16 protein-coding genes are annotated in these 14,503 nt (G+C 68.4%); 6 read left to right on the top strand and 10 right to left on the bottom strand.

The window, feature by feature from the left end:
- Positions 1-82 precede the first annotated feature (82 nt).
- On the top strand, positions 83-439 hold the full coding sequence (locus FHX42_RS10775; protein ID WP_235987170.1) for an ArsR/SmtB family transcription factor: 357 nt from the start codon (positions 83-85) through the stop codon (positions 437-439).
- Positions 440-472: 33 nt separating this feature from the next.
- On the opposite strand, the gene FHX42_RS10770 is transcribed toward FHX42_RS10775, so the two are convergent.
- The 5 genes from FHX42_RS10770 to FHX42_RS10750 all read right to left on the bottom strand — a co-directional run bounded on the left by FHX42_RS10770 (position 473) and on the right by FHX42_RS10750 (position 3,635).
- Positions 473-1,102, bottom strand: coding sequence for a DNA-3-methyladenine glycosylase I (locus FHX42_RS10770; RefSeq protein WP_407926218.1), 630 nt, complete (start codon positions 1,100-1,102; stop codon positions 473-475).
- Between the two features lie 16 nt (positions 1,103-1,118).
- Positions 1,119-1,736, bottom strand: coding sequence for a methylated-DNA--[protein]-cysteine S-methyltransferase (locus FHX42_RS10765; protein WP_182544071.1), 618 nt, complete (start codon positions 1,734-1,736; stop codon positions 1,119-1,121).
- Complete coding sequence (locus tag FHX42_RS10760; protein WP_182544070.1) at positions 1,733-2,218, bottom strand: RNA polymerase sigma factor; 486 nt, start codon at positions 2,216-2,218, stop codon at positions 1,733-1,735. The genes FHX42_RS10765 and FHX42_RS10760 overlap by 4 nt, the downstream gene beginning before the upstream one ends.
- A gap of 49 nt (positions 2,219-2,267) precedes the next feature.
- Complete coding sequence (locus FHX42_RS10755) at positions 2,268-2,768, bottom strand: methylated-DNA--[protein]-cysteine S-methyltransferase (protein WP_182544069.1); 501 nt, start codon at positions 2,766-2,768, stop codon at positions 2,268-2,270.
- A 99-nt stretch (positions 2,769-2,867) separates the two neighbouring features.
- Complete coding sequence (locus FHX42_RS10750; protein ID WP_182544068.1) at positions 2,868-3,635, bottom strand: TetR/AcrR family transcriptional regulator; 768 nt, start codon at positions 3,633-3,635, stop codon at positions 2,868-2,870.
- 67 nt (positions 3,636-3,702) lie between these two features.
- Between FHX42_RS10750 and FHX42_RS10745 the strand changes: the two genes are divergently transcribed.
- Positions 3,703-4,125 (top strand): nuclear transport factor 2 family protein, encoded by a 423-nt coding sequence (locus tag FHX42_RS10745; RefSeq protein ID WP_328796034.1) that lies wholly within the window; start codon positions 3,703-3,705, stop codon positions 4,123-4,125.
- A 7-nt stretch (positions 4,126-4,132) separates the two neighbouring features.
- Here the strand turns inward: FHX42_RS10745 and FHX42_RS10740 are convergent, their stop codons facing one another.
- The 5 genes from FHX42_RS10740 to benA all read right to left on the bottom strand — a co-directional run bounded on the left by FHX42_RS10740 (position 4,133) and on the right by benA (position 10,785).
- Positions 4,133-6,868, bottom strand: a complete 2,736-nt coding sequence (locus FHX42_RS10740; protein WP_182544067.1) for a helix-turn-helix transcriptional regulator — start codon at positions 6,866-6,868, stop codon at positions 4,133-4,135.
- A 160-nt stretch (positions 6,869-7,028) separates the two neighbouring features.
- A complete protein-coding gene (locus FHX42_RS10735) occupies positions 7,029-7,823 on the bottom strand; it encodes a 1,6-dihydroxycyclohexa-2,4-diene-1-carboxylate dehydrogenase (protein ID WP_182544066.1) in 795 nt (264 codons plus the stop codon).
- A gap of 4 nt (positions 7,824-7,827) precedes the next feature.
- Positions 7,828-8,853: a benzoate 1,2-dioxygenase electron transfer component BenC gene (gene benC / locus FHX42_RS10730; RefSeq protein WP_182544065.1), complete on the bottom strand. Its 1,026-nt coding sequence runs from the start codon at positions 8,851-8,853 to the stop codon at positions 7,828-7,830.
- 34 nt (positions 8,854-8,887) lie between these two features.
- The gene (gene benB / locus FHX42_RS10725; protein ID WP_182544064.1) at positions 8,888-9,400 is read right to left on the bottom strand and encodes a benzoate 1,2-dioxygenase small subunit; all 513 of its coding nucleotides are present in this window, start codon (positions 9,398-9,400) and stop codon (positions 8,888-8,890) included.
- 14 nt (positions 9,401-9,414) lie between these two features.
- On the bottom strand, positions 9,415-10,785 hold the full coding sequence (gene benA / locus FHX42_RS10720) for a benzoate 1,2-dioxygenase large subunit (protein WP_182544063.1): 1,371 nt from the start codon (positions 10,783-10,785) through the stop codon (positions 9,415-9,417).
- A gap of 345 nt (positions 10,786-11,130) precedes the next feature.
- Between benA and FHX42_RS10715 the strand changes: the two genes are divergently transcribed.
- The 4 genes from FHX42_RS10715 to catC all read left to right on the top strand — a co-directional run bounded on the left by FHX42_RS10715 (position 11,131) and on the right by catC (position 14,483).
- Positions 11,131-12,042, top strand: coding sequence for a LysR substrate-binding domain-containing protein (locus FHX42_RS10715; RefSeq protein WP_182544062.1), 912 nt, complete (start codon positions 11,131-11,133; stop codon positions 12,040-12,042).
- A complete protein-coding gene (locus FHX42_RS10710; protein WP_182544061.1) occupies positions 12,039-13,142 on the top strand; it encodes a mandelate racemase/muconate lactonizing enzyme family protein in 1,104 nt (367 codons plus the stop codon). The genes FHX42_RS10715 and FHX42_RS10710 overlap by 4 nt, the downstream gene beginning before the upstream one ends.
- A gap of 86 nt (positions 13,143-13,228) precedes the next feature.
- Positions 13,229-14,074: a catechol 1,2-dioxygenase gene (catA, locus tag FHX42_RS10705; protein WP_182544060.1), complete on the top strand. Its 846-nt coding sequence runs from the start codon at positions 13,229-13,231 to the stop codon at positions 14,072-14,074.
- Positions 14,075-14,186: 112 nt separating this feature from the next.
- Positions 14,187-14,483 (top strand): muconolactone Delta-isomerase, encoded by a 297-nt coding sequence (gene catC, locus FHX42_RS10700; RefSeq protein WP_182544059.1) that lies wholly within the window; start codon positions 14,187-14,189, stop codon positions 14,481-14,483.
- The last annotated feature ends 20 nt before the right edge of the window (positions 14,484-14,503 follow it).

Here is a 14,503-nt window from a genome sequence, read left to right as displayed (position 1 = left end):
ATCGGGTACTCCCTTGCCGTGGCTGTGGTTGCCAGCCTGCACCTTCCGGAAGCATTATGCAACTATGTGCGCGCACAATGACATGGCAATAGCGAGGGACTCGCAACAGCCGGACGAGGACCGGCGGTGGGAAGTGGCCGCCGAGATACTCGGCCACCTGGCCGATCCCACCCGCCTGCACCTGCTGCGGTTGTTGAGCGTCGAACAGGACGTCACCACCTTGACCACGCGGGTGAACGCGTCCCGCTCGTCGGTGTCCCAGCACCTGGGGCGTCTCCGACTGGCGGGGCTGGTACAGACCCGTCGCGACGGGCGCCGGGTGCTCTACCGCATCACCAGCGACCACCTGGCCGCACTGGTCACCGAAGCGGTGGGATACGCCGACCACGCCGTCCGGGGCATCCCGCACCACCGGACCGACCGGTCGCCGGAGGAGTGAGGCGGGGACGGCCGTCGCGACCTCTCCGAGGAGCTACGGGGCCGGTTCCGCGGGCCACAGGCCGGAGACGCCGCGGCGGTGGCTGTCGACGAGGTGGGTGTCGATCATTCCGACGGCTTCCATCAGGGCGAACATCGTGGTGGGGCCGACGAAGGAGAATCCCCGCTTGCGCAGGGCCTTGGCCAGGGCGACGGACTCCGGGGAAGTGGTGGGCACCTCCGCGGCCGTGCGTGGAGCCGGCGTGGTCCCGGGCTGGAAGGACCACAGGAACTCGTCCAGCCCCCCGTCGGAACGCAGGGAGATCGTGGCTCGGGCGTTGGTGATCGCGGCCCGGATCTTCGACCGGTTGCGCACGATTCCCGGATCGGCCATCAGCCGCTGGACGTCGTCGTCGGCGTAGGCGGCGACCGCGTCGGGATCGAACTCGTGAAACGCCGCGCGGAAAGCGGGTCGCTTGCGCAGGATGGTCGCCCAGGACAAGCCGGCCTGGAAGGCTTCCAGGGTGATGCGCTCGTAGAGGGCCTGCTCCCCGCGCACGGGCACGCCCCACTCGGTGTCGTAGTAGGTGCGCAACAGCGGGTCGTGCGCCGCCCAGGGGGAGCGGGTGAGCCCGTCGTCGCACAGCACCGCTCCGGAGGGACCGGGACGGTCGGTCTCGCTCACCAGGGCTCCTCGCGAATCAGGTGGTTGTTTCCAGGTCCAGCAGCGCCCGCTTGGCTTCGGCGCCCCCGATGTAGCCGCCCGCGGAGCCGTCGCTGCGTACCACGCGGTGACACGGTACGACGACCGGTAGCGGGTTCGTGGCACAGGCGGTACCGACCGCGCGAACGGCCCTGGGGCTGCCCGCCGCGGCGGCGACGTGAGCATAGCTGGCCGTGGCGCCGTAGCCGATGCCGGGCAGCTTCCTCAGCACCTCGCGTCGGAAACCTCGCGACAGCTGCCAGTCCAGTGCCACGTCGAACGCCGTGCGCCGTCCGGCGAAGTACTCCTCGAGCTGGTGGCTGACCTCGTCCAGTCGTCGGGGAGCGTGGAGGACGCGCGGGCTGATCGTTTCGGCGAGCTCGCCCAGCACGGCCTCGTGGTCCTCGCGGTCGTAGGCCACGCGCACCAGGCCCTGTTCGGTCGTGACGAGCAGCAACGTCCCGACCGGGGTCTCGAGAGCGCGGTAGGCGAGGTCGAGCACGCCGTGCTCGCGGGCGGCGGTGATCAGACGTTCGCGCAGGTGGGTTTCGATCTCGGTGTTCTCGGGTGGCGAAGCGGCGAACGGGGAGTCGGGTTCGGGATCGGACGTCGTCATGGGTTTTCTCCTTGGCCGCTCCGCGCGGGCGGGTACCGGGCACGGAGGCGCCGTATGCCGTCGGCGGCCGCCCTGCGCGCGGCCGGGGTGGTCGTTCCGGTGATCGAGGCGATGTCTGCGTAGGCGAGGCCGGCCAGGTGGTGGTAGGCCACCGCGATCCGCTGTTTGGCGGGCAGTTCCCGCAGCGCCCGCCACAGCTCGGGGTCTTCGTGCTCGTGCGGTGCGACCGGACGTTCCGGCAGGTTCTCGACGGCCACCGGGCGGCGTGCGGCGGCGCGGACGGCGTCGATGGCCTTGCGGTGGGCGATCGTGACCAGCCACGCTTCCACGTTCGCCCCCTCGTCCAGCCGCGGGTAGGCCTTCAGCGCGGCCAGGAACGTCTCCGACCAGGCGTCCTCGGCCTCGGTGGGTTCCAGCACGGCCCGGCACACGCGCAGCACCATCGGCCCGTACTCGGACACGATCCGTTCGAAGGGTTTCATCGCCACACCGGGTAGACGTCGCCGAGGCCGTGCGCGTGAGGTCGTCGGCTCAAAACAGCCTGCCCGCCTCCGTCGGCGCCGGTTCCTCCAGCCGCAGCAGGAAGCGCTTGCGCTCCAGGCCGCCGGCATAGCCGGTCAGGCTCCCGTCCGCGCCGATCACCCGGTGGCACGGCACGATCACCGCGATCGGGTTCCGGCCGTTCGCCGCGCCCACGGCCTGGGCGAATCCGGTCCCGCCCAGTTCGCGGGCCAGCTCCCCGTAGGTGCGGGTCCGGCCGTAGTCGATCTCGGTCAGCAGGCTCCACACCCGCCGGTCGAACGTCTCGCCCCTCGGTGCCAGGGGCAGCTCGAAGTGCCTGCGCCCGCCTGTGAAGTACTCGTCGAGCTGACGGGCGGTCTCCTCGAAACCCGTCTCGACCCGGTCGCCGAGCTCGACCTGCCCGTGCCCGCGTTGGTGACCGTCGAAGTACAGCCCGGTCAGGTGCCCGTCGGTGGCCACGGCCGTCAGCTCACCGAGCGGCGAGTCGATCACTGTGTGCACTGTGGTCATGTCGGCCTCCGCTCCGCCTCGATCCTCGCAGTGTCCTCGTGGTTGCGGTGGCTGCGCTCGTACTCGGTAGACGTGCGCGAGCCGGAAAGCGTGAGGTTCTCAGCGTGGCCGGTCGGAGACGAAGGCGGCGAGACCGTCGAGGAGGCGTGGCAGGCCGAACTCGTAGGCGTGCCGGGGACTGTAGGCGCTGCCGTGGGCGGCACCGGCGGCAGTGCCGACTCGCGCCGCGCGCGGGTAGGCGTCCTCGTCGAGGACACGGGCCAGCAGCGGCCCGTTGGCGTCCCACCACTGCTGATCGCTCATCGCGCTGTCGCGTTGGACGGCGCGCGCTTCGGCCTCGTCCCGAGCGCACGTCCGCACGAAATTGAGCAGATGGGTCAGCGCGGCGTCCCTGTCCACGTCGTCGAGGTCGAGTCCGTCGAAGGCGGACAGCTCGTGCTCGTACTTGGTCATCTGTCCGGGGCCGAGCAGGGGGCGGCCGGTGGAGACGGACGCCGCCCAGGGATGGGAGTCGAACAGGTGCTTGTTCTCCTCGGCTATCGCGGTCAGTCGGTGTCGCCACGGCTGGTCACCGGTGTCGGTGCGCGGCATCCGGGAGTAGGCGGCGTCGAGCATGAGATCGAGCAGTTCGGCCTTGCCCGGCACGTAGGTGTATAGCGTCATCGGCGCCACCCCGAGGGAGTGGGCTACCCGGCGCATCGTCACCCCCTCCAGCCCCGCGGCGTCGGCAAGTTCGGTGGCCGCGTCGACGACGGCGTCGATGCTCAGGCCGGGGCGTGGGCCGTGCCGGGGGCTCGTCTCCGGCGCGCGCCAGAGCAACTGGAGGGTGCGGCCGGGATCGCCGGCGCTGGTGCGTTCGAGGGCCACGGGAACAATCGTGTCATGCCGCCTGTTGTGCGGTGTACGTTATACATCGTACGAACAAGGAGTTTCCGTGGCCGACATCGACATCCCATCGAGCATCGACGGTTTCGTGCCGTCCGAGGACGACATCGCCGGCGTGCACGAGTGGTTCGCGCGGTACGACGAGCTGGCCGCCAACGCCGAGGTCGGGCGCATGGCCGACATGGCGATGTTTCCGCTGAACGCGGTCACCGACGACGCGCAGGGCAACGGTTCCGCGCGGCAGTACGACCGGGAGCGGTTCTGCGCCGAAATGGCCGAGACCGTCGGTGAGGGTGCCAGCATGGAGTCGACGCGCACGCCGCACTTCCTCAGCCCGTCGCTGGTCTTCGTGATCACCGATGCGACGGTGACCCACGACGGTCGCACGTACCAGCTGCGCTACGCCGACCTGCTCGTCAAGCGCGACGGGCAGTGGTTGTTCCAGACCATGGTCCAGGGCGGCTGGGGCTGAGCACCCCTCACCGGGCGGACTCGTCGCGGAAGTGCGCGGCGAGTTCCCCCCGCGAGTGGATGCCCAGCTTCGCGTAGATCCGCGTGAGGTGAAACTGCACCGTCTTGACCGACACGAACAGTTCCACGGCCGCCTGCTTGTTGCTCCGGCCCGCCGCGACGAGCTCGGCCACGGCCTGTTCCTGGGACGTGAGCTGGGTGAGATCCAGGCCGTTGCGCCGCTTTTTCAGTCCGCCCGCCTTCAGCTCGCGGTTACAGCGCTCGACGTAGGCTTGCGCTCCCAGCGCCGTGTAGGCGTCCCGCGCCTTGCGCAGGACGACGTCGGCTTCGCGTCGCTTGCCGGCGCGCCGCAGTGTCTGCCCGTAGGCGAAGTGCACTCGAGCCCGATCGTAGGGCAGCGAGAGACTCGTGAGCTGGTTCAGCGCGTTTTCGAAAGCATCGCGTGCCGCGTCGAGATCGCCCGTCGTTCCGGCGACGCGTCCGCGGACGTATCCCAGCCGGGCCATGGTGGAGCGGTGTCCGCGCTCGGCGGCCACGGCCTCGTGCGGACGCAGGAAGGCGTCGGCTTCCGGAACGCGATTGGTCATGACCAGTGCGTTGGCGTAGGTGTCGTGCCACGGCCAGAAGCCGGGTTCGTCGATGCCCTGTCGCGGGTGCAGGTGGGCGAGGGGCTCCAAGCACCGCAGGACGGTCTCGTAATCGGCCCCGGCTTCGGCGCACTGGGCCTGGGCCAGGCAGCCGGGCACCAGCATGATCTCGTAGTTGTGCGTGGTCACGGCGGCCCGCCGCAGGTGTTCGTGGGCTTGCTCCCAGTGTCCGCGCAGGGCGCGGATTTGCGCTCCGGTCCAGTGCACCAGGGGACGGAGCAGCTCCAGGCCCGCGTGCTCCAGCTGGGCCACGGCACGATCGACGGTGTGCAGGGCCTCGTCCCAGGTGCCGAGGGCGAACTCCGCCCGAGCCAGCCAGGCTTGGGCCCACAGCGAGATGCGCAGTGACCCCCCTCGGTAGCGCGTGGGCACCGCCGTTTCCAGTTCCCTGCGGGCGGTCTGCGGGTCGTCGAGAGCCAGGTCCAACCACCCCTTGCCCATCCGCACTCGTTGCAGCTGGGCGCCGGCGCTGGTGTTGGTGAACACCTCCTGGTAGGCGTCTTCGGCCTGCTGGATCTTCCCGGTCGCGGCCAGCCCGAGTCCCATGATCGCTTTCGACTCCACGACCGAGGGTTCCTGGGGGTCGGTGGCCAGCTCCACGGCACGGCTGGCCCAGCCGACCAGTTCGGGGCCGGACCAGCGACTCAGCGAGTGCAGCACCCGCCGCTGACAGATCAACGCGGCCGTGTCCGGTTCGAGGTTCGGGTCGCACTGTTGCCAGGCGCGGGTCAGGAGCAGCTCCGCCTCTCCGACGCGTCCGAGCACGATCGCGAGGTAACCCAGTACGGCATCGCGCAGCGCACTGGCGGGGAAGCTCTCGATCGCGGGGGAGAAGGCGATGGCCCGCGGCAGGTCTCCGGCCCCCACCAGCGCGTCGACGGCTCGGACCAGCCGGTGCTCGCGATCGGTCTTGGCCGGGCTGAGGCGACTGGCATTGATCAACGCGTTGCCCGCGGTCGACCACGCTCCCGACGAGGCCTGCCCGCCGGCGAAGTCGTCGAGCTCGTCGGCCAGTTCGGCGTCGGCGAAGGGCGTGGCCGCCGCGCGGTGCCCGAGCCTGCTGCCCTCGTCCTCGATGATCTCGGCGGCATCGCGGTGCAGCTTCTGACGCCGCAGGGGAGGCAGACCGGTGTAGACGGCGGCCCGCACCATCGGGGACGGGAAAGCCAACGTGGTCAGGCCGTGACCGCTGTCGACGGCCAGCAACTCCGCTCTGCTCGCCTCGTCCAGGGCGGCGACCGGTTCGTCGACGGCGGCGAGCCGGGCGGCCTCGCCGAAGGACGGCGAATGTCCCAGCACAGCGGCGGACTCGACCAGGCTCCGTGTCGGACAGCTGCAGTCACGCACCCGGTGAGCGACGCTGTCGGCCAGGGCTCGGGGAGCCGGCAGGCTCGGTTGCCACTCCAGCCAGTTCGAGGCCGGTACCTCGTCCAGCAACTGCCGGATGTGGAGCGGGTTGCCCCCGGTGTGCTCGGCCAGCTGCTGGGCGGCCGGGGCGTTGAGGTCGACCTGGACCTGCCGGATCGCCAGGGTCTGCACGTCGTCCTGCGTCAGGGGCCCCACCCGGACCGTGGGGCCCCGGTGGTCGGCGAGGAAGTCGCGGACTCCCTCGCTCGCGGCCTCGGGCCGTTCCCGCCGAGCGACGAGCACGATCAGGACACGCTGATACGTCATCCGTCGAAAAGTCGAGGACAGGGCTCGCAGTGATTCGATGTCCGCCCAGTGCGCGTCATCGACGACGACCACGACCGGCCCGGACTCCTGATCATGGTGCCACCGGGTGAGTAGTCTCATTCCCGTCTCGACCGGGTCGGTGCTCCGCTGCGTACGGGCGGCCTCGGTCCCGGCCCGTTCCCACTGCTCGGCCACGCCGAGGGGGCGGGACGCCTCCCAGGGCACCCCGCTGGAGCGGTACACGTGAGCGTCCGTCAGGTCGGCGAGGAACTGCTCCACCAGCGTGGTTTTCCCGATGCCCGCGGGGCCGTCCACGACGATGACGAGGGGGCGCCCCTCGCGGACAACGGTGTAGAGCCGTTCCAGCTCGGCCAGCTCGTCCTGACGGCCGACGACGCCATGCGGTCCCACTGCGTCCGTCATCGAACAACCATAGCTGAACCTCTCGCGGAGATGGTCGAAGCCGCCGGACTACGGTGTTTCACCCGGGGTCCGCGAAGCCGTGTCACCACTCGATGCGGATGAGTGGTTGCTTCCCCCGGGAGGGGGCGTTTCGATGAACGGCAGCTTCCCGGGAGCACGGCTATCCGAGGTCGCCGCCGGCCACCGGCAGAACCGTTCCGGTGATGTAGGAGGCTTCCTCGGAAGCCATGAACACGATGGGAGCGGCCTGCTCGTCCAGATTCCCGTACCGTTTCATCAGTGACGAATCGGTGGTCTGGTCGACGACCTGCTGGTTCCACGCCTCTTCTTGAGCACTCTGGTCGTCGGAGTTGCGCGCGATCCGCCGCGGAGGCGCTTCGGTCCCTCCGGGAGCGGTGGCCACGACACGAATGCCGTACTGAGCGGTTTCCTGGGCCAGCGAAGCCGTGAGCGCGTTGATCCCGCCCTTGGCAGCCGCGTAAGGAACTCGGTTGACGCCTCGGGTGGCCACCGAGGAGACGTTGACGATCGTGCCGGATCGCTGCTCGATCAGGTAAGGCAGCACGGCCCGGCAACTCCACAGGGTGGGAAACAGCGAACGTTGTATCTCGGCCTGGATCCGATCCGCGTCGTAGTGCTCGTACGGTCTCATCCAGATGGTGCCGCCGACGTTGTTGATCAGCACGTCGATTCGGCCGTGCCGTCGGTGGGCCTCGGCCATCGCCGCCTCGGTCTCGGAGAACCGCTCCAGGTCGGCGGTCACGCCGTGGGCCAGGCCCCCGCTGTCGCGCAGTTCGGCGGCCACCTCGTGAACCAGTTCGGAACGGTCCACCAGCACGACCGTGGCCGCCTCGGCGACCAGTCGCCGAGCCACGGTCATGCCGATGCCCTGGGCCGAACCGGTCACCACGACGACCTTGCCGTGGAAGCGCCGGGAGAGGGCTGATTCGGTCACGGGATCACGCTCCGGTTTCGGCCGCGGCGGCGACGTTGAACTTCTCGGAGAAGAAGTTCGTCGGCGTGATCCCCTCGGCGTTCAGGTGATCGCCGACCGCCTCGACCATGGGAGGCGGACCGCACAGGTACACGTCGACGTCACCGTCGTTGAGGTGCTGCGGCTCGAAGTGGTGGGTGACGTATCCCTTCCTGGGGGAGCCGCTGGCTTCGTCGGCCACGCAGTAGTCGAAGGTGAAACCGTCGATGACCTCGGCGTAGTGCCGCAGCTTGTCCAACTCGACCAGGTCGCGATCCGAGGAGACGCCGTAGATCATGTGCACCGGGTGTTCGAGCCCGGTGGCGGCCAGCTGCTCCAGCATCGACAGCAGCGGTGCCAACCCGGTGCCGCCCGCCAGGAACAGCGCGGGGCGCTTCAGCTCCCGCAGGAAGAAGGTGCCCATCGGGCCGGTGAACTCGAGCTCGTCACCGACCTCGGCGCGGTCGCGCAGGTAGGTGGACATGGCCCCGCCCTCGGTGATGCGCACCAGGAAGGAGACGGTCTTGTCCTCGGGGCCGCTGCTGAACGAGTAGGACCGTGTCAGTTCCGTGCCGGGCACGCCCACGTTGACGTACTGACCGGGCAGGAAGGCCAACGCGTCGCGGTCGTCGAGCTCCAGGGTGAAACCGATCGTGGTCTCGGAGAAGCGCTGGACGTCGGTGACCGTGGCAGCGTGGGTGGCGGCCTCGGTCTTGGCCGCCGCCGAGGTGCTCGGGATCCGGAGGACGAGGTCGCTGCGCGGCATCATCTGGCACGGCAACGCGTAGCCCTGGTCGGCCTCCTCGTCGCTGAGCGCGTCTTCGATGTAGTCGCCACCGTCGTAGTCGCCGGACTCGCAGAACGACTTGCAGGTGCCACAGGCGCCGTCCCGGCAGTCGAGGGGGATGTTGATGCGCGCCTTGTACGACGCGTCGGCCACCGTCTCGTGCGGTGCGCAGGTGACGAACCGGGTGACACCGTCCTCGAAGCCCAAGGCAACCTGATGAGTCATGGAAAAGCCTCGATTCGAAAAGGGTATTCGAGAATCAGATGTGGTAGATGTCGACCACGTGGTGGATGTAGTCGTTTTTCAGCACGACCTTCTTGCGCGTGATCAGCGGAGTCTCGCCCGAGAAGTCGATGGTGTAGCGCGACGTGCCGAAATAGGTGTCGGTGTGGTGGTAGCGGTAGTACAGGGTGAACCAGTTGAAGCGGACGTCGACGACGTCGCCGCGGCGTTCCAGCAGCTCCACGTCGGTGATGTTGTGGCCGGTCCTGGGCTCGGGCATGCTCGTGGCCGCCGAACGGTCGGTGCGGATGCGAAACACCCGGTCTTCCAGACCCCCCTTGTTCGGGTAGTAGATCAGCGAGATCTCGCTCTGGGGATCCTCGGTGAGCTCGTCGTTGTCGTCCCAGGCCGGCATCCAGAACTCGACGTCCGGGTGATAGCACTCCAGCCAGGTCTCGAAATCGCGGTCGTCGAGGAAGCGGGCCTCGCGGTAGAGGAACTGCCGCACGTCCTCGACGGTCACGGTCGCGGTCTCGGCTACTGCGGTCATGGTGCTCGCCTTCCTCAGCGGTTGTTCTCGGCGGACTTCTCTTCCGCTTCCACGGCCTCGCGCATGGTCTGCTTCCAGTAGCCGTGCTGGACGGGGTAGAGGCCCTCGTCCTCGTTCTTCTGCCCGGCCGAGAGGATGCCGGTCATGCCGAGCGACCGGGCCACCTCGTCCGGCCCGGTGAGCTCGTGGGTCATGCCGCGGGTCATGTCGTTGTACGGAGCTTCCGTGGCCAGGTAGGTCTTCTGGCAGGAGCGGAACTCCTCGAGGTCGTCCGGGGTGGCCATGCCGGAGGCGTTGAAGAAGTCCTCGTACTGGCGGATGCGGTGTGCCCGCGCCTCGGCGCTCTCCCCCTTCGGGGCGATGCAGTAGATCGTGACCTCGGTCTTGTCCGGCGCGATCGGCCGGAAGTGCCGGATCTGGGTGCTGAACTGGTCCATCAGGTACACGTTCGGGTACAGGCACAGGTTGCGGGAGCCCTTGACCATGAACTCGCCCTTGGCCTCGCCGTGCTCGCGCTTGAGCTCGTCCATCTTGTCCCACAGCGGACGGTCCTGCGGATTCCCGGTCCAGGTCCACAGGCACAGGTGCCCGTTGTCGAACGACCAGTAGCCGCCGCCGGACTTGCCCCAGCTGCCCGCGTCCAGGGCGGTGGTCTCGTTCTTCGACTCGCCGGTACCGCGGCGCGCGGTCGTGGCGGCGTAGTTCCAGTGCGTGGCGGAGACGTGGTAGCCGTCCGCGCCGTTCTCGGCCTGGAGCTTCCAGTTTCCGTCGTAGGTGTAGCTGGAGGAACCGCGCAGCACCTCCAGCCCCTCGGGGGACTGGTCGACGAGCATGTCGATGATCTTGGTGGTGTCACCGAGGTGCTCGGTCAGCGGCTTGACGTCCGAGTTGAGGCTGCCGAACAGGAAGCCCCGGTAGCTCTCGAAGCGGGCGACCTTGGTGAGGTCGTGGGAGCCCTCGGTCTTGAACTGCTCCGGGTAGCCGGCCTCGCGCGGGTCCTTGACCTTGAGCAGTCTGCCGTCGTTGCTGAACGTCCACCCGTGGAACGGGCAGGTCAACGTGGTGCGGTTGTCCGCGCGGCGGCGGCACAGCATGGCGCCGCGGTGGCTGCACGCGTTGATGAGCGCGTTGAGCTCGCCCTGCTTGTCCCGCGTGATGACGACGGGCTGGCGCCCGATGTGGGTGGTGAAGTAGTCACCGACATTGGGAATCTGGCTCTCGTGGGCGAGGTAGATCCAGTTACCCTCGAAGATGTATTTCATCTCGAGTTCGAAGAGTTCCTCGTCGGTGAAGACGTTGCGACGAATCCGGCGGACACCGTTTTCGTGGTCCTCCTCCACCGCGTTATCGAGGATACTGCGGGTATTGTTCAACATTTCGGTCATCGCTGCCTCCCAATTGCCGGTGGTCCTGCCGTTCCACCCCGCACCGGCGTCGAGTGGTGTGCCACACCCTGGCATCGGCGTGGCGCCCGTCACGCCAGGAATTCACCCAGTATTGACCTAGGGTTCGCTTGATATGTCGTGCATATTGATCCAGCCGCACTGGGTATTTGTCTCGGCCCAAAGCGGTGCCTTAAGCTCTGCCGAACACACACGCCGTGTCCGGCAACACAAGCGAGTTTCGCTCGCGTTTCCGCCGTCTCGCCTCCGCTGAGCTCGGTGAGTGACGCGGCAGTGCGGTCACCGGCGCAGCCCGCCCCGCCATGGGCGGTCGTAGGGAGGCGGTTCGTGGAGCTTCGGCATCTTCGCTACTTCGTCGCCGTCGCCGAGACACGCCATTTCGGCAAGGCGGCGGAGCGGCTGCGCATGGCGCAACCCCCGTTGTCCCAGGCGATCCGGCAACTCGAGACCGACCTCGGGGCCGAACTGCTGGCACGCACCACCCGCCGGGTGCACCTGACCGGGGCCGGGGAGTCCTTCTACGACGACGCGCTGCGCATCCTGCGGTCCGTGGACGACTCGGCGCACCGGGCGAGGCGCATCGCCGGGGGGCAGCAAGGCGTGCTCAACATCGGGTTGACCGGTTTGGCCGCCTACAGGCATCTGCCCAGGATCGCCCACTTCACGAAGCGGGACATGCCCGGTGTCGCGCTGGAGATCCACTCCGAGATGCTGACACCCGCCCAGGAGCAGGCCCTGCTCGACTCCGACATCGACGTCGGTGTACTGCGCCCTCCCACCCGGGAACAGGGCATCGCCTACCGCGGTATCGCCAGGGAACCGCTGGTGCTGGTGCTTCCGGACGACCACAGGCTGGTCGGCGAGTCCGCCGTGACCGTGGACGAGCTCCGGGAGGAACGTTTCATCATGTATTCCTCCGAACTGCGCTCGGTGGTCAACGACGCGGTACTGCGCAGCTGCCTGGAAGCGGGGTTCTACCCGCACCGCGAGCACGAGGTGGCCGAGACCTCCGTGCTGCTGGCGTTGGTGGCCGCGGGTCTCGGTATCGCCCTGGTTCCCGACTCGGTCCGCGCCATCACTCTGGAGGGTGCCGTGTTCGTCCCGGTCCGGGGCACCGAAAGCGTCGATCTGGCACTGGCCTGGCGCGCCGACAACACGTCCGCCCTGCTGGAGAACCTGTTGAACACGCTGGAAGCCAACGATGTGTTCCTGCCCCCCGACTTCGAGGAAACCCCGTGAAGATCACCGCGATCGAGGCGATTCCCTTCGCCATCCCCTACAAGAAACCGTTGCGCTTCGCCAGCGGCGAGGTGCACGCCGCCGAGCACGTGCTGGTCCGGGCCCACACCGACGACGGCCTGGTCGGTATCGCCGAAGCCCCGCCCCGGCCGTTCACCTACGGTGAGACCCAGGAATCCATCATCGCGGTGATCCACAAGGTCTTCGCGCCCGAGATCGTGGGTCTCTCGGCCCTGGACCGGGAGGACGTCCAGGCCAGGATGGGACGCACCGTCGGAAACCCGGCGGCCAAGTCGGCCGTGGACATGGCGCTGTGGGACCTGCTCGGCAAGTCGGTGGACCTGCCGGTGACCCGGTTGCTGGGCGGCTACGCCGAACGCATGGCCGTCTCGCACATGGTGGGTTTCGCCCCGCCGCGGGAGATGGTGGCCGAGGCCGAGCGCGTCCGGGACGAGTACGGGATCACCACCTTCAAGGTCAAGGTGGGACGCACACCGTTCTCCCTCGACGTCGAGGCCTGCCACGCGCTGCGGGAGGCGCTCGGTGCCGACGTCGAGCTCTACGTCGACGGCAACCGGGGGTGGACGGCCTCGGAGTCGGCCCGTGCCCTGCACGCGATGCGGGAGCTGGACCTGACGCTGGCCGAGGAGCTCTGCCCGTCCGACGACGTGCTGGGACGGCGCTGGTTGGTCGAGCGCAGCGCGATCCCGTTCGTGGCCGACGAGAGCGCCACGCGCCCCGGGGAAGTCACCCGCGAACTGCTGTCCGGGGCCGCCAACGCGATCAGCATCAAAACCGCACGCACCGGTTTCACCGCCTCCCAGCGCGTGCTCTTCCAGTCCGAGGGACTCGGGGTGGAGACCGTCATGGGCAACCAGATCGACGGCCAGATCGGCACGATGTGCACCGTGGCCTTCGGCGCGGCCTACCCGTCGACGTCCCGACGGGCGGGCGAGTTGTCCAACTTCCTCGACATGAGCGACGACCTGCTCACCGAGCCACTGGAGATCACCGGAGGCACGCTGCCCGTCCGCGAGGGAGCCGGGCTGGGTATCGCCATCGATCCCGACAAGCTGGCCCACTACCGCCAGGACACCTGAGCGGCCGCCGACCGCGGCTGCCGCGATGAGAGACCCACCACGAGAAGTCCACCACGAGGAACTCACGAGAAACGAGGAGCGCGATCATGGCTGTGGAGTACGAGGCGACTGCTGCGGGGTCGGGGAGTTCGGCGACGGAGCGTTTTCTGTCGAAGGGGAGTGTTGGTGCTGCGAGCAGTCCGGAGCGGGTGGACATGTTGGTCGGTGAGGTGTTGGGGGCGGTGCACGAGACCATCCGCAGGCACGAGGTCTCCTACGACGAGTACGAGGCGTTGAAGGCGTGGTTGATCCAGGTCGGTGCGGACGGGGAGTGGCCGTTGTTCCTCGACGTGTGGTTGGAGCACGTCGTCGAGGAGGTCGCCACCGAGGATCGCGAGGGTAGTCAGGGTTCCATCGAGGGGCCGTACTACGTGGCCGACTCGCCGCGGTTGCCGGCGGAGGCGAGTCTGCCGATGCGTGACGACGAGCCGGGTACGCCCCTGGTGTTTCAGGGTCGGGTCACCGACGTGTCGGGGCGGTCGCTGTCCGGGGCGCACGTGGAGATGTGGCACGCCGACGACTACGGTTTCTACTCCCAGTACGCGCCGGGGTTGCCGGAGTGGAACCTGCGCGGCACCGTGGTCGCCGACGAGTGGGGGCGTTTCCGGATCCACACGGTCCAGCCGGCCCCGTACCAGATCCCGCACGACGGGGCGTGCGGCGCGTTGATCGCCGCCGCCGGGTGGCACGCCTGGCGTCCGGCCCACCTGCACCTGAAGGTCTCGGCCGCCGGGCACCGGCGGGTCACCTCGCAGCTGTACTTCCGCGGGGGCGACTACGTCGACGACGACATCGCCCAGGCGGTCAAACCGAGCCTGCTGCTGGACCCCACCCCCACGGCCGACGGCACGAGCAACGAAGTCACCTACAACTTCACCCTCGACCCGGAGTAAGAGACTGTCCGGAAGGGATTTGCGTAGCGGTTCCTGCGGGGGCCGCCGGCGCCTCTTTCGGAAGCAGGCCTCATCCCGGAATTCGCCGCATCAACACCGACAGGAGGACATCGTGCTGTTCGCCGTGACGATGGACGTCCATCTCCCCCCGGACATGGACCCGGACGTGAAGGCCGACATTCTCGCCCGCGAGAAGGCCTACTCCCAGCAACTGCAGAAGTCCGGGGTGTGGCCGCACATCTGGAGGTGTGCCGGGCGGTACTCCAACCTGAGCGTCCTCGACGTGAAGGACAACCAGCAGTTGCACGACGTGCTTTCGCAGCTGCCGCTGTTTCCCTACATGACCATCGACGTGACACCGCTGGCCACGCATCCCTCCGACATCGCCCTGTTGGAAGAGGGCTCCTAGGGAACTCCCGGAAACGAGCG

The organism is Halosaccharopolyspora lacisalsi (assembly GCF_014137975.1).
Lineage (GTDB): Bacteria > Actinomycetota > Actinomycetes > Mycobacteriales > Pseudonocardiaceae > Halosaccharopolyspora > Halosaccharopolyspora lacisalsi.
The sequence above is the reverse complement of the archived record's forward strand: the minus strand, read 5'-3'. Positions and strand labels throughout refer to the sequence as shown.

Coding starts and splice junctions, on each gene's coding strand:
- FHX42_RS10765 (WP_182544071.1), bottom strand. CDS start 1,736: ATGACGACGTCCGATCCCGAACCCGACTCCCCGTTCGCCGCTTCGCCA.
- benA (WP_182544063.1), bottom strand. CDS start 10,785: ATGACCGAAATGTTGAACAATACCCGCAGTATCCTCGATAACGCGGTG.
- FHX42_RS10740 (WP_182544067.1), bottom strand. CDS start 6,868: ATGACGGACGCAGTGGGACCGCATGGCGTCGTCGGCCGTCAGGACGAG.
- FHX42_RS10755 (WP_182544069.1), bottom strand. CDS start 2,768: ATGACCACAGTGCACACAGTGATCGACTCGCCGCTCGGTGAGCTGACG.
- FHX42_RS10760 (WP_182544070.1), bottom strand. CDS start 2,218: ATGAAACCCTTCGAACGGATCGTGTCCGAGTACGGGCCGATGGTGCTG.
- catA (WP_182544060.1), top strand. CDS start 13,229: ATGGCTGTGGAGTACGAGGCGACTGCTGCGGGGTCGGGGAGTTCGGCG.
- benB (WP_182544064.1), bottom strand. CDS start 9,400: ATGACCGCAGTAGCCGAGACCGCGACCGTGACCGTCGAGGACGTGCGG.
- benC (WP_182544065.1), bottom strand. CDS start 8,853: ATGACTCATCAGGTTGCCTTGGGCTTCGAGGACGGTGTCACCCGGTTC.
- FHX42_RS10775 (WP_235987170.1), top strand. CDS start 83: ATGGCAATAGCGAGGGACTCGCAACAGCCGGACGAGGACCGGCGGTGG.